The organism is Nocardia sp. CWNU-33, from assembly GCF_046764895.1.
Taxonomy (GTDB): Bacteria; Actinomycetota; Actinomycetes; order Mycobacteriales; family Mycobacteriaceae; genus Nocardia.
The window spans coordinates 82,411-96,274 of sequence record NZ_JBKOQN010000016.1 but is presented as its reverse complement, the minus strand read 5'-3'; the positions used below and the strand labels follow the sequence as shown (position 1 = coordinate 96,274).

Below are 13,864 nucleotides of genomic sequence, written 5' to 3'. Positions count from 1 at the left end.
CACCTCGGACCAAACCGCGAGCACAGCGACCGCGACGATGTGCGACCGTCCCGCGCGGCCGCCGTGGTCAACCCACCATCACTGCGACGCCCTGGGAGAGCGGGAAGTCGTGCAGGTCGAGGTGACTCGGGGTGGAGTCGGGGGCGACGTCGAAAACCATTTGGGTGGTGGCGGATTGGCCGGGGTGCAGTTCGAAGGAGTAGTTGTGGCGGCCTTGGGTGGTCTGCCACATGGTGGCGGCGGGGTCGTGGTCGATCACGCGGCCCCGGGTATCGATGAGGTGTTGACCGAATGGCAGGAACCACTTCGACTGGTCGGAGATGTTGTTCACCGTGACTGTGACGATCGTGAAAGAACCACGGGCCGATTGGAATCCGACGCGGGAGATGCCGGAATCGGCACTGGTGACCACGAATTCGAACTTCCCGTCGCGCACCGCTGACTGCGCAGGCGCGGGGCCGGCCGGACCGGGATCCGGCGGGGGTGCGGGATGTTCTTCGGCCGCCGCCGTCGGCCGTGCGGCGCCCGAACCACCGCTCGAATCGCCGACCCGGCTGCCCGAGGCCAACAGCGCGACGCACCCGGCCGCGAGCACGAACGGCGTCAGGAACACCACGACGAGCGCGCCGATTACCTTGGTGAGCACGCCACCCGACCGTCGACGGCCTCGACGTGGGGCCGCGGGCGGCGGCGCGATCCACGGACGCCCCCGCGACATCGACCATCGCAGCGGCGCAACCGACGCACCACGCTGCCGCTTCGACTTCGGCTGATAGGCAGGCCGTTTCGCCGGGACCGGCGGCGGGAAAGTCGCACCGGGCCGAGCAGGCGCAAACGGCGCGTATCGCGAATTCTGCTGCGGGACAGCACCTCTTACCGGCGCCGGCACAAGCGGCGGCGCGAGCCGAGTCACCACCAACGTCGGTGTCGGCCCCGGCTCCGGCATCACCTTCGTCGGCACAGGATGTTTCGGCGCGGGGACCGATGATCGCGCATCGACCGCCGAGTTCGGCGACTTGCTCGAAGCAGCAGGTGCTTTCCACGGCGACGGAGATGACGACGGTTGCCCCGTCGCCACCAACGTCGGTGTCGGGCCCGGCTCCGGCATCACCTTCGTCGGTGTCGGATGTCGAGGCGCGGGCGGTATCGGCGGCTGCGCACCGGCCACCAACGACGGATCCGGCGTCGGACCGTCCGATGCAGCAGGCGGTGGCAGCGGTGCCGACGGTTCCGATCGACCCGTCGCCACCATTGTCGGCGTCGGTCCCGGCTGCTCGAGCAGCTTCGTAGGAGGCTTCGGTGTTGCCGACTGCGGCGGCACCAGCGGAGTAACCAACCGATTCCCGGCGCGCGGATTCGAGCGTTGCGAGCCGACGGCGGCGCGGGCGGCGTCCGCGAAGTCACGGGCGCTCGAGTAGCGCCTGGCCTGATCCTTGGCCATGCCGCAGGCGATGACCGCGTCCAACGCCGCTGGTACCGACGGATTCACCGAGGCCGCGCACGGCGGCGTGGCCATCAGGTGGTCGTGCATCTGGCGGGGTGGGTCGGTGTCGCCGTACGGGCGACGGCCGGTCAAGCATTCGTACAGTACGCAGGCCAGCGAGTAGATGTCGGAGCGCGCGTCGACCGTCCCGTTGAAGCGCTCCGGTGCCATATAGGGCCAGCTGCCGATCGCCATACCCGTTGCGGTGACGGCGGTCTGCCCCATGCCCTTGGCGATCCCGAAATCGATCAGGTACGCGTGCCCGCCGTTGTCGATCAGAATGTTGGACGGTTTGACGTCACGATGGATCAGCCCCGCCCGATGCGCGGCATCCAGCCCGGAGGCCACCTGCGTCACGAAGTCGACGGCCGCGGCCGGGGCCAGTGTGCGAACCCGGCCGAGCATTTCGGCCAGATCGATGCCGTCGATGTAATCCATCGCGATGAACAGTCGGCCGCCCTGCTCGCCGAAGCCGTGAATGCGCACGATGTGAGGGTTGCGCAGGGTAGAACCGAGCCTGGCCTCCCGCTCGAACCGCCGCCGATACTCCCCATCGGTAGCCAGGTTCGCCGACAACACCTTCAGCGCAACCTCGCGCCCGCCATCGGTGTCGCGCGCGAGCCACACTTCCCCCATCCCGCCCCGACCGAGCAAACGGTCGAGCCGGTAGTTCCCGAACTGTTCCTCCCCCATCGCTGACCTCCCGGTAACCGCGCCGCTGCGGGTGGGGCGGCAACCCGGCGACCCCGAATTGCCCGAACCTGCTCCGACCCTAGCCCCGCCACCCACCCCCGCACAGTGTGATGTCCCCTACGTAGCACTACCTCACCGCCGAATCCGCCGACACCCCTACGAATGCGCTCACTGCGGAGTACCACCGAGCACTACTTGCCGGGTTTGCCGTGGCCGGGTTTGTCGTTGTGCGGCTTGTGGTTGCCGTGACCGGCGTTGCCAGAGTTACCGCTGCTGGCTGTCGTAGTTGCTGCCGGCGTCGGAGTTGTCGCTGCCCAGGGGGCTGTCGCTGCCCGGCGTCTGCTGGCTGTTGCCAGAGTTCTCCATGGCCGGTTGGTCGTTGGCCGGCTTCGGCGCGTCGACATGGGGCTGGGCTGGAATCCAGGTGGCGAGGTGGCCGTCGGCGGGCAGGCAGGCGAGCGGGGTGCCGTCACCTCCGACCGTGCTGTCGTCGACGGCGGGGTTGCATGGCTGCCCGGCGGCCGGGACGAACGCGATCGGTGGCTGTGCTGATGTCGGTCCGATCGGCGCTTGTGGCCGCGGCGTCGGACTCGCCGAGGTCGGTGTGGATGACGGTGCGGCGGAATCGGTCTCGGTGCCCTGCGGGCGCCCGAGCCACAGCGCCATCCCGACCATCGCAAGGAGGGTCGAAAGGGCCGCGGCAGCGAGACCTGTGCCCAGAATCCGCGACGGCTCGTGATCACCCGGCGGTTGCGCTGCACGCACCGATCCGGCCATACGCAACGGCTCGATCCCGCGCAACGAGTCAGCCCCACCGGACGACTCCACTCCACGCAACGACCCGATTCTGCGCGGCGAGCCGGCCGCACCCGACCACCCCACTCCACGCATCGATCCGGCTGCACGCACCGAATCGACCCCGTGCTGTGAGCCGGCCGCACGCCACGATTCCGGCAGCACTGCTTGCGTGGCCACGCTCGCCGCAGTGATCTCGACCGTCGCTGTCTCCCGACCCGTGACCGCGGCATACGCATCGGAGGCCATTTCGCCTGCGCTGGACCAGCGCTGGTCCGGGTCCTTGGACATGCCGCGGGCGACGACGGCATCCAATGCCGCGGGCACGGTGGGATTCACGGCGGTGACTCGTGGTGGATCGGTCATCAGGTTCGCGCGCAATTGCTGTGTGGAATCGACGGTGCCGAAGGGGCGCTGCCCGGTGAGGCATTCGTAGAGCACGCAGGCCAGTGAGTATTGGTCGGCGCGGCCGTCGCAGGTGCCGGTGAACCGCTCCGGCGCCATATACGCGAGGGTGCCGACCACGTTGGTACTGGCCGTGATCGTGGGCTGGTCGATCCGGTGGGCGGTGCCGAAATCGATCAGATGGACGAATCCGCTGGGGCTCACCATGATGTTGGACGGTTTGACGTCGCGGTGCACCAGCCCGGCCCGATGGGCGAGGTCGAGCGCCGCCGCGGTCTGCGCGACGATCTCCACTGCCCTGGCCGGCGACATCGACCCGTCGCGTCGGAGTAGACCAGAGACATTGGTGCCCTCGATGAACTCCATGTCGATATATAGGCGACCGTCGAGTTCGCCGAACGTGTGGATCGGCACTAGGTGCGGACCACGAACCTGGGCGGCCAGCCGGGCCTCCCTGGTGAACCGCTGCCGGGATATCGCGTCGACGGCATGCACCGCGGCCAACAGCTTCAGCGCGACGTCACGCTGTGTGACGCTGTCGTGCGCGAGCCAAACCTGCCCGGTGCCCCCACTGCCGAGCAACCGGTCGAGGCGGTAGTGGCCGAACCACACCTCGCCCATATCGAAACCTCTCACTAGCCTGCTCTCCCTCGAACAGGTACCCGAAATCCTCACCGGCACTACAAAATCGAGAACCCAACGCGACAGCCATCCATCATTTCGCAACCCACCACCTTCGGGGCACGGAATTCTTCGACCACCCCGCACCGGATCCATCGACGTACTTCGGTCCGTCAACACACAGGTGCCACGTCGGTCCCGACAGCCCACATCCGGTCAACCCGGCCGGCCACCAACAGACACCGGTGCGGCGGCCCGCCCGAGCCGGCACCCGACCCAGGTCGATGAGCAACGGCGGGGCGGCCGCATCGTCATCGACAGCCGCTAGCCTTGCTGGTATGAGTGACGTGCCCGAGATCCGCATCGGCACCGCGGAGCGTGAGCAGGCGATGCAACGGCTATCCGACCATTTCGCCGCCGGTCGGCTGAGCGTCGCCGAGTTCGACGAGCGCAGCGCGGTGGTCGCGGCGGCGATGACCCGCGGTGATCTGGACACGGTGTTCGTGGATCTTCCCGAGCCCGTCGCGGCTACCGCGGTGCCCGCGAAGCACGACACGGGGTTCATGGCCGAATGGCCGGAGCGAGTGATGGCGGTCATTCCGATCGTCGCTGTCATCCTGTTCTTCCTCACGCATAGCTGGCTGTGGTTTCTGGCGATTCCGCTGATGGGCGCGCTGCTGTACGGCAATCGGCACGATCGCGGGCGGGACCGGCGTCGGGATCGGGGTCGGGGTCGGGGTCGGCGCGCGGAGGACAAGGACTGATGGAACCGGTCGAGATCAACGCGGGCACGTGGTACCTGCGCGCACTGCGTGCCGACGAACGCATCGACGACCGTCCGGCCCTCGCCGAGGGCGGCATCGATGACCCCGACTATGTCTCACTGCGTACGACGCAGTGGGACAACGAAACCCATTATTCGTGGGCGGTCTGCGAACCTACTACCGCGGAGATGGTCGCCGAAATAGGCGTGACCCCCGGGACCGATGACACGGCCGACATCACCGGGTGGGCCCGGCCCGGCTACGAAGCCGCGCTCGAGTCCGGCCTGACCTCCGTCCGGCGATTCGTCGAGGGCGGGCTCGGATTGCGGCCGAACACCCACTCCAGGAGTGATCCGGCCGCTTCCTGAGCTAACGCATCACGCCGGTATGCCCGGTGGAGTAGCGGCCGGGTTGTGGCCAGACGGTCAACCCGTGTGCCCCTCGGCCAACCGGTATGCGAGCCAACAGGTTCCAATTGACGATATCTACGGCGTAAACCTCGCCGTGATGGCGGCCAGAGACCCAGAAGACCCGGCCGTCAGCGGAGATATTGCCCATGTCGGGGCTGCCGCCTCCTGGGATGTACCACTTGTTGACCAGCTTGTTCGCCGCGAAATCCCACACCGAGATGCTGCCCTCGTGACGGTTGGTGATGAGCATCTGCTGGGAGTCGCGGGTGACGTAGAGGCCGTGCGCGCCCTTGCCGGTGGGGATGAAGCCGGTGTTCTCGAAGCGGAGGGCGTCGACGGTGTAGACACCGTTGGCGGCCATATCGGCGATGAAGAAGGTACGTCCGTCCGGCGAGAGCTTGACGTCCTGCGGCATACCGGAGCGCCCGCCGGGCAGGTCGATGGTCTTGACCTCGGTGCGCGCCGCAACGTCGAAAACCAGCATGCGCCCGGCGAATTCGCAACTGGCCAGCGCGAACCGGCCGTCGGCTGTGAAGTCCATGTGATCGATGCCGGCGCACGTGGGCACTGCCATCGAGTGCAGCTTCTGCCAGGTGTACGGATCGTAGAAATCCAGCGACTTGTCCGCTTCCGCGACGACGAGCGCGAACTGGCCGTCCGGCGTGTAATACATGTTGTAGGGGTCGCGCACCGGAAACGCCGAACCAGGCCGACCGGTCTTCGGATCGATGGCCAGCAGGCTGCCGGCGCCGATCGGCAGATCGTTGGTGACATACAGCGTCTGCATGTCGTAGGAAGGCACCACATGCTGCGGTTCCGAGCCGCCCGACCGGAAGGTGTCGATCACCTGGAAGCTGGCCTGGTCGATCACCGAGACTGTGTTGGATTGACTATTGGGCACGTACACCAGCGCCCGGTGGTCGGTCACCGCCGGGCTGAGCTCGCGGTTCGCGGCGTACACATCGGTCGATGACAGCGGCGGCGGCATACCCGGTAGCAGGTTCTGTAGATCCGGAGCCACCGCACTCGTAGTCGGCGCAGCAACAACCACGCTCGGTGCTGGCGACACGCCTGCCGAACCCGCGCCACTGGAGGCGCACCCCGCCACGGCCGCTACTACGGCTAGGGATGCGATGAATTGATAGGGGGCCGCGGCCGGACGTCGGTCCGGTCGAGCGGATGGTGCGCAGCTGCGGAACATGCGCTGCCGGTTCACGCGCTGCACCATGCCAGGGGGTGGTGAAGACGAGATGACATGGGTGCGAAGCCTAGGTGGTGGGGCGCGGATTCTGCGGTAATCCGCGCCGAATCCACCGAAGCAGATTCTGCCACCCGGACATTCGCGACAGAACTCTTCCGAGGCTGGTCGGAGTCCCGGTCCGCGGTGTCCGCCGCCGCACCGGACAAAGGCGCGTAGCCAGGTCCGTGGCGGCGCGGATTCCGCAGCAATCCGCGCCGGATCCACTGAAGCAGGTTCCGACCGTCCGGACATCGGCGGCTGGACTAACCGAGGCCCGTCGAACCTCGAGCCACAGCGTCGACCGTCTGGCCGAATGCAATCCGCGCGACGGTCGGTCGAAGCCGGTCCTGCCATCCGGACATCAATGGCGAACTACCCGAGGCCGGTGAGAACCCGATCCAGGGCGTCGACCGCCGCATCCAATTCGGCATCGCTGACGGTGAGCGGCGGCCGGAAGCGGATGCCCCGTTCACCGGTGCCGAGTATCAGCACATGCTCGTCCGCCCACAGCTTGGCCAGCACTTGGTCGCGCAGCTGCGCCGAAGCGACTGTGACCGCGCACATCAGGCCGCGCCCACGGGGTTCGGTGATGCTCGGGTGCACCTCGGCGAGCCCTTCCAGTCGCCGCAACAGATGCGTGCCGAGCTCTCGAGACCCCTCTATCAATTGGTCCTGCTCGAGCACCTCGAGAATCCGCCTGGTGCGCACCATGTCGGTAAGGTTGCCGCCCCAGGTGGAATTGATCCGGGAGCTGACGGCGAACACATTGTCGGGCACCTCGTCGATACGCCCACCCGCCATCACGCCGCACACCTGGGTCTTCTTCCCGAACGCGACCACGTCCGGCTCGAGCCCGAGTTGCTGGTAGGCCCAGGTGGTTCCGGTCATGCCGACCCCGGTCTGCACCTCGTCGAGCACGAACAGCGCGTCGTTCTCGTGACACAGTCGCTGTACGGCCTGCAGGAACTGCGGCCGCAGGTGCCGGTCACCGCCCTCGCCTTGGATCGGCTCGGCGATGAAACATGCTATGTCGTGCGGGTTTTCGTCGAAGGCGCGCCGCGCCTGGGCCAACGCGTTCGCCTCGGCAACGTCGATGTCGAGGTCGTCGCACAGATACGGTGCCTCGATGCGGGGCCAGTCGAACTTCGGGAAGCGCGCGACCTTCACCGGATCGGTGTTGGTCAGCGACATGGTGTAGCCGGTGCGGCCGTGGAATGCTCCGGTCAGGTGCAGCACCTTGGTGCCGAGTTCCGGTGCGCGGCCATGGGATTCGTTGTGCCTGCTCTTCCAGTCGAAGGCCGCCTTCAGCGCATTCTCCACGGCGAGTCCGCCACCGTCGATGAAGAACAAATGCGGTAGCCGTGGATCACCGAGCACCCGTGCGAATGTCTCTACGAACCGGGCCATTTCGACTGTGTAGATGTCGGAGTTGCTCGGTTTGTTGAGGGCGGCTGCGGCGAGTTCGGCGCGGAAGACTTCGTCCTCGGCCAGCGCGGGATGGTTCATCCCTAGCGCGTTCGAGGCGAAGAAGCCGAACATGTCGAGGTAGGAGCTGCCGTCTCGTTCGTCGACGATCCGGCAGCCACGCGAATTTCGGAGGTCGAGCACCAAGTCGAATCCGTCGGCCAGCAGGTGCGCCGACAAGATCTCGTGTACCCGGGTTGCGGGGGTGACCGGTGCTATGTCACCGTCCGTGCGGGTGCGGTCCAGTTCGAGGGTCACACCGGTCAGGGTACGGAAATATTTACGGAATCTCTACATCTCTTCGTACTAATTACGGCCAATTGTTATCTGTCATAGAATGTCTGCAAGATGATGGTGCTTCGGGTCCTGACGTTGGCGGTCGCTCTGATCTCCTGCAGCAGCTGCTCGAGGTGCCGTGGCGAGGCCACTCGCACCAACAACACGTAGCTCTCGTCACCGGCCACCGAATGGCATGCCTCGATACCGGGGATATGTTGCAGAACGGCAGGCGCGTCATCCGGTTGCGAGGGGTCGAGAGGAGTGATCGCGACGAATGCCGACAGCAGTTGACCGAGTGCCTCGGGGTCGACATGAGCCGTGTAGCCCCGGATCACCCCACGCGCCTCTAACCTGCGTACCCGCGATTGCACCGCGGAGACCGATAGGCTCGCCTTCTCTGCCAGGTTCGATAACGTGGCCCGACCGTCGGCCATCAGTTCCCGAATCAGCAGGCGATCGATGTCATCGAGCGCGGGTCTTGCCGGTGTATCCGCCATCAGCGAAGGCTAACTCAGCAAGCGCGACTCGTGGCGGAAACCTCTACTCGTTCACTTCCCGTAACAGCACAGCCATTGTGCGAATGCCCAAAGCGACAGCGGAGCAATCGATGACACATACGCTCGACGATCACCTCACCATGGACCTGGCAGCCCGTGCGGCGGCGCTGTTGCGCGAGCTCGGCGCCGAGCCGCCGGTAGCGGGCGCATTGCCTGCCCGCACACCGATTACCGGCGGTCAGCTCCTGACGCTGGCCGTCGACTCCCTCGACGACGTCGACGCCGCGATCGACCGTGCCGCCCTGGCATTCCGCGGGTGGCGTACCGTCCCCGCACCCGTGCGGGCCGCGGTGGTACGGCGGCTGGCCGAACTGCTCACTGTGCACAAGTCCCAACTCGGCGAGTTGGTCACGCTGGAGGCCGGGAAGATCGGCCCGGAGGCACTTGGCGAAGTCCAGGAAATGATCGACATCTGCGAGTTCGCGATCGGACTTTCGCGACAGCTGTACGGCAAGACCATGCCCTCGGAGCGGCCGGGGCATCGACTGCTGGAGACCTGGCATCCGCTGGGTGTGGTCGGGGTGATCTCCGCGTTCAACTTCCCGGTCGCGGTGTGGGCGTGGAATACCGCCGTCGCCTTGGTCTGCGGTGACACGGTGGTGTGGAAGCCGTCGGAGACGACGCCGTTGACGGCGCTGGCCTGCCATACCCTGCTGCGCCGCGCTGCGGCCGATGTCGGCATGGATCCCGAAGTGCACCAACTGATCCAGGGTGGCGCCGAGGTCGGTTCACGGCTGGTCGACGACGAGCGCGTCGCGCTGGTGAGCGCCACCGGTTCGGTGCGGATGGGGCGCATCGTTGCACCGCGGGTGGCCGCGCGCTTCGGTCGGTGTCTGCTGGAGTTGGGCGGCAACAACGGCGCGATCGTCACGCCGTCGGCGGATCTGGAACTGGCGGCGCGCGGCATCGTGTTCGCCGCAGCGGGCACGGCAGGCCAACGCTGCACGACGCTGCGACGGCTGATCGTGCACGCCGATGTCGTCGGACCACTGCTCGAACGCGTGGCGGGTGCGTATCGGCAACTGCGCGTGGGCAATCCGCTCGAGGACGGGGTGCTGGTCGGCCCGCTGATCGACGGGCGGGCCTACCAGGGGATGCGTGCCGCGCTGGATCGGGCACTCGCCGACGGCGGCGAGCTGGTGTGCGGCGGGGAACGGGTGGACGGTTTCGGCGACGATGCGTTCTATGTGCGTCCGGCGATCGTGCGGATGCCCGCACAGACCGCGGTAGTGCGCGAGGAGACCTTCGCCCCGATCCTCTACGTGCTGACCTATCACGACTTCGACGCCGCGATCACGTTGCACAACGCAGTGCCGCAAGGACTTTCGTCCGCCGTTTTCACCGCCGACCAACGCGAGGCCGAGCGCTTCCTCGCCGCCGACGGCTCCGACTGCGGCATCGCCAACGTCAATATCGGCACCTCCGGCGCCGAGATCGGCGGCGCCTTCGGCGGCGAGAAGCAGACCGGCGGCGGCCGCGAATCCGGTTCGGACTCGTGGAAGGCCTACATGCGCCGCGCAACCAACACCATCAATTACTCCGACCAACTCCCCCTCGCACAAGGCATCCAGTTCGGCTGACAGACCTCTGACCTCGCGATTAGGTCGGACAGCCACCCCATGCGTAGTCTTATGGCTACCCAACGCGGGGTGGAGCAGCTCGGTAGCTCGCTGGGCTCATAACCCAGAGGTCGCAGGTTCAAATCCTGTCCCCGCTACAAGCGGCCCAGGCCGGAGAGATTTTCGATCTCTCTGGCCTGGGCCATTTTTCGGCATCCTGGATGCTTTGGTTCGGGAACACGGCGTTCTGGATGACTTCGGCCGGCTTCGAATCGTCGGGGTTGTCCTGGTTGCTTTCTCGCACCAGCCCGACTCCGGTCACGCGGATGACGTGCCCGGTCACCAGGATGATTCCTGTTGCAGAATCCGATCCGGTTGGTCACCGCGATCAAGACGGGCGTTTGTCTGCGGGCTCGAGTTCCGCGCATGCCGCGCTCACCAAGGCCGCGACAGCCGCAGGCAACGCATGCCGAGGGTCCGGGGCGAAGCGTGGCGAGTGGTTGACGGGCATCCGCGACGGCAGACTCCCCTCAGTAAGTAGCAATTCTTGGTCTTCCGAGGTGAACCGGCTGGGATCGGCGCCGCCGATATGCCAGAACACCGACGGACAGCCCGCCGCCGCGCCGAGCAGGCCGAAGTCTTCGCTCCCGGTGATCGGCTCGGGCAATGGAAATACTGTCAGTCCGCCTGCGGTGAGCTCCGTCATGACGCGCTCGGTGGCGCCGGGGGTGTTAACGGTCAATGGGAAACTGTCGAAGACCTCCACTACCGGCTCACGTTGTGCGCCGGCGGCTGTGGCTTCCGCTGTGACAATTCGGTCGATCGCCTCCAGCATGTCCCGACGTGAGCCAGGAGTAAACGTCCGCAAGCTCAGTAGTAGTTCTGCACTGTCGGCGATGATGTTGGCGCGTTGTCCAGCATGCAGCGCCGCAGCAGTGAGGACTGGAGCTGCCGACCGCGAGGTCTGCCGGGCAGTCAACGCCTGCAGCCGCAGCACCAGAGAGGCCGCCATCGCGAGTGAATCGACGGCCAGGTGTGGAGTCGAGGCATGCCCGCCCACGCCGGTCAGCGACACCCGCACCGAATCGGCGGCAGCCATCAATGGACCACCTCGGGTCAAAATCAGCCCGGCAGGCAACGGGCTCACATGCTGCCCGAGGCAGATCCAGGGTCGCGGAACCTTTTCCAGCAAACCGTCGTCGAGCATCGCCGTGGCTCCGGAGCCGGTTTCCTCGGCGGGTTGAAAGATCGCAACGACTGTGCCGGGTAACGCGTCCGAGGCTCCCAACTCGGCACAGGCGGCCAGCAGTGCGGCGACATGGAAGTCGTGGCCACATGCGTGCATGACCCCGGGCACGGTTGAGGCGTATTGGAGATCGGTGTCCTCTTGGACCGGTAACGCATCCATATCGGCCCGCAGCCAGACCACCGGTCCAGGGGCTCCTCGAAGAACACCAACCACTCCCGTGCCGCCCACACCGGCCGTCACCTCCCAGCCGGGCAGTGACCGCAGCTCCTGGGCCACCAGGTCCGCAGTAGCGTCTTCGACCCCCGATAACTCGGGGTGCGCGTGCAGGTGCCGGTAGACCTGCTGCCAGTGTTCGTCCACGACAACCGTTCGTGTCATGTCGGTCTAATCCTGCGATTCGACGGGGATTGATCTACTTGGGCTGGACGCAGAACTGCGGATCGAGCGGTCGGCAATGCTCCGCATCGTGGCAACAATGTCTGAGGGGTGCGTGAGTTGCGGGTAATGCCCGCTGTCGGTGACGGTCACGACGGTGGCCTCGCTGGAATCACCGATCAGCGGATCAAGAGATCCGGCAACGATGTGGACAGGGACAGGGAACGGTTCGGTTCCGTCGATTAGTGCCTGGAGAGCAGCGCGTTCCGGGCGTTGGTTCGCAGCCCGGAGCCAGTCGGCTACTCGGCGGGCGACGCCAGGTCGTTGCAGTTGCTTTTGCGCGCTTTCGATGGCCCGACGAATGTGTTCTGAGGAAAGGGCACCGCTGTCGCCGAGCAGAGTGCTCGCCAAACTGTCGGCTGACATCCTCCTGAGGAGTGGTGCGGCGAGCACTGGTGTACGGAGCAACCAGTTGGGCCGCGCTTGGAGGAAGTACGGGGAGATAACGAGCACGGCCGTGATGCGTTCGGGATGGGCGGCGGCATAGCGCAGTGCCGGTGCGGCGGCCGCTGAGTGTGCGACAAGAATGGGGCGGGTTCGTACCGGCTTCAGCAGATCGGTAACCCACTCCAGCGGTGTCGCCGCTGTGGCGGTCGAACGGCCGAGTCCAGGCAGATCGGCGACGAGAACGCGCTCGTTGTCCAATTCGCGGATCACTCCCTGCCATGAATCACCGTCAAGGGGAATTCCATGCAGGAGAACGAAATCGGGCGAATTTCTGTCTCCGGCGACAAAAGTCCGAGATCCGCCGACTTCATGGAAGCCGCCGGGAAAATCCGTCGGCGCCGCCCCGAAGCCATCCGATACCAACCGGTCGGCCCAGCGGCGCAGGACGGTCTCGACTCGAGGCTGCTGGAGTCCTGCGGCTCGGGCGACCTTATCGGTCGAGGTCGTGTCGTAACGGTCCTCGGAGAGGAATGAAAGTGTTTCGGGGTTTGCGCCGGTCAATGCGGTTGGCAGGCGGCGGATCAGCCCGACTGGCACTTGCATTTTGGGTGCACGCAAGCCCAGATGGCCGGCCAGCAGCCGCACCATATCGGGCAGGTTGGGCGTGTTCGCATCGAGCACCCAGTGCAGACCGCCGGGCTCCGGATCGTAATCGGGAATCGCGGCCATGAACTTTGCGAAATGATCGACGGCGACCACGGGCACGAAGGTACGGGCGGTTCCCGGAAGCGCTGGGAGTTTCCCCATCCACAGATCGCGGACCACTTCAGCCAAACCAAGGTACTGACCGACCTCGCCGGTCTCTGAATGACCGATCACGCTGCTGGGATTCACCACAGTCAGTGGGACACCCGATTGCGCCGCGATCACCCGCATGGCCGCATCCGCTTCGGTCTTGGAACCTTCATAGGCTCCTTTGCCCTGGTAGAGCTTCGCCAATTCGTCTTCGGGAAGCGGATACCGCGGTTCAGGGTCAGATCCGACTCGATAACCGGACACATGGATCAGTCGACGGAGGGCACGACGGGTCGCGGACCAGTACAACACGTTGAGAGCACCCGCGACATTTACAGCACTTGCCTCCTCACGTTGCAGCCCGAACCGATATATACCGGCAACGTTGAAAACATCCCGGATACCAGCCAGTCGATCGTCATCCGCCTGACTCAGTCCCAGGTCTGTGCCTTTGGTGAAATCGCCGGACACAACCGTCAGTCGATCGGCGGCCACGCCGCGATCGCCTAGCCACACGCGCAATTCGCCCTCCCGGCTTCCTGTCGGCTCGCCCTCGGCGTTCGTGCGTCTCTGAGCCGGATTGCGAATAACGGCAGCGACCGCACGGCCCTGATCCAGGAGATGTAGCACTGTCCACTTGCCGATAAGGCCCGTCGCGCCGAATACCACCGCGTCTGGAGCGCTATTCAAGGTCTCTTCCATCTCATTCCTATCTAGACCGATCTACA

Annotated in this window: 10 protein-coding genes and 1 tRNA gene; 4 read left to right on the top strand and 7 right to left on the bottom strand. The window is 65.9% G+C overall.

Going from position 1 to position 13,864, the window contains the following annotated elements:
• Positions 1-67: 67 nt before the first annotated feature.
• Together ACLMAL_RS22125 and ACLMAL_RS22120 are read right to left on the bottom strand one after the other, a co-directional pair.
• Entirely contained in the window at positions 68-2,176 is a 2,109-nt protein-coding gene (locus tag ACLMAL_RS22125; protein ID WP_412000812.1) for a protein kinase domain-containing protein, read from the bottom strand.
• Positions 2,177-2,440: 264 nt separating this feature from the next.
• Positions 2,441-4,012 carry a protein kinase domain-containing protein gene (locus tag ACLMAL_RS22120; RefSeq protein WP_412000811.1) on the bottom strand — a complete coding sequence of 524 codons (1,572 nt, stop codon included), beginning with the start codon at positions 4,010-4,012 and terminating at the stop codon, positions 2,441-2,443.
• A 323-nt stretch (positions 4,013-4,335) separates the two neighbouring features.
• On the opposite strand from ACLMAL_RS22120, the gene ACLMAL_RS22115 reads away from it, so the two are divergent.
• Both ACLMAL_RS22115 and ACLMAL_RS22110 read left to right on the top strand, forming a co-directional pair.
• A complete protein-coding gene (locus ACLMAL_RS22115) occupies positions 4,336-4,761 on the top strand; it encodes a DUF1707 domain-containing protein (RefSeq protein WP_412000810.1) in 426 nt (141 codons plus the stop codon).
• The gene (locus ACLMAL_RS22110) at positions 4,761-5,129 is read left to right on the top strand and encodes a hypothetical protein (protein ID WP_328409692.1); all 369 of its coding nucleotides are present in this window, start codon (positions 4,761-4,763) and stop codon (positions 5,127-5,129) included. The genes ACLMAL_RS22115 and ACLMAL_RS22110 overlap by 1 nt, the downstream gene beginning before the upstream one ends.
• Position 5,130: 1 nt before the next feature.
• On the opposite strand, the gene ACLMAL_RS22105 is transcribed toward ACLMAL_RS22110, so the two are convergent.
• The 3 genes from ACLMAL_RS22105 to ACLMAL_RS22095 form a co-directional block, all read right to left on the bottom strand.
• Positions 5,131-6,192, bottom strand: coding sequence for a hypothetical protein (locus ACLMAL_RS22105; RefSeq protein WP_412000809.1), 1,062 nt, complete (start codon positions 6,190-6,192; stop codon positions 5,131-5,133).
• Positions 6,193-6,783: 591 nt separating this feature from the next.
• The gene (lat, locus tag ACLMAL_RS22100; RefSeq protein ID WP_412000808.1) at positions 6,784-8,133 is read right to left on the bottom strand and encodes an L-lysine 6-transaminase; all 1,350 of its coding nucleotides are present in this window, start codon (positions 8,131-8,133) and stop codon (positions 6,784-6,786) included.
• 65 nt (positions 8,134-8,198) lie between these two features.
• On the bottom strand, positions 8,199-8,651 hold the full coding sequence (locus tag ACLMAL_RS22095) for an Lrp/AsnC family transcriptional regulator (protein ID WP_040732134.1): 453 nt from the start codon (positions 8,649-8,651) through the stop codon (positions 8,199-8,201).
• 110 nt (positions 8,652-8,761) lie between these two features.
• On the opposite strand from ACLMAL_RS22095, the gene ACLMAL_RS22090 reads away from it, so the two are divergent.
• Positions 8,762-10,291, top strand: coding sequence for an aldehyde dehydrogenase family protein (locus ACLMAL_RS22090; protein ID WP_412000807.1), 1,530 nt, complete (start codon positions 8,762-8,764; stop codon positions 10,289-10,291).
• A gap of 63 nt (positions 10,292-10,354) precedes the next feature.
• A tRNA-Met gene (locus ACLMAL_RS22085) sits at positions 10,355-10,428 on the top strand.
• 230 nt (positions 10,429-10,658) lie between these two features.
• Here ACLMAL_RS22085 and ACLMAL_RS22080 read toward each other — a convergent pair.
• Together ACLMAL_RS22080 and ACLMAL_RS22075 are read right to left on the bottom strand one after the other, a co-directional pair.
• Positions 10,659-11,897 carry an amidohydrolase gene (locus ACLMAL_RS22080; RefSeq protein ID WP_412000806.1) on the bottom strand — a complete coding sequence of 413 codons (1,239 nt, stop codon included), beginning with the start codon at positions 11,895-11,897 and terminating at the stop codon, positions 10,659-10,661.
• Between the two features lie 6 nt (positions 11,898-11,903).
• A complete protein-coding gene (locus tag ACLMAL_RS22075; protein WP_412000805.1) occupies positions 11,904-13,838 on the bottom strand; it encodes an alpha/beta fold hydrolase in 1,935 nt (644 codons plus the stop codon).
• Positions 13,839-13,864 lie beyond the last annotated feature (26 nt).

Bases quoted from the DNA above. Each gene is read 5' to 3' on its own strand.
- ACLMAL_RS22125 (WP_412000812.1), bottom strand. From the start codon at position 2,176: ATGGGGGAGGAACAGTTCGGGAACTACCGGCTCGACCGTTTGCTCGGT.
- ACLMAL_RS22115 (WP_412000810.1), top strand. From the start codon at position 4,336: ATGAGTGACGTGCCCGAGATCCGCATCGGCACCGCGGAGCGTGAGCAG.
- ACLMAL_RS22110 (WP_328409692.1), top strand. From the start codon at position 4,761: ATGGAACCGGTCGAGATCAACGCGGGCACGTGGTACCTGCGCGCACTG.
- ACLMAL_RS22095 (WP_040732134.1), bottom strand. From the start codon at position 8,651: ATGGCGGATACACCGGCAAGACCCGCGCTCGATGACATCGATCGCCTG.
- ACLMAL_RS22090 (WP_412000807.1), top strand. From the start codon at position 8,762: ATGACACATACGCTCGACGATCACCTCACCATGGACCTGGCAGCCCGT.
- ACLMAL_RS22080 (WP_412000806.1), bottom strand. From the start codon at position 11,897: ATGACACGAACGGTTGTCGTGGACGAACACTGGCAGCAGGTCTACCGG.
- ACLMAL_RS22075 (WP_412000805.1), bottom strand. From the start codon at position 13,838: ATGGAAGAGACCTTGAATAGCGCTCCAGACGCGGTGGTATTCGGCGCG.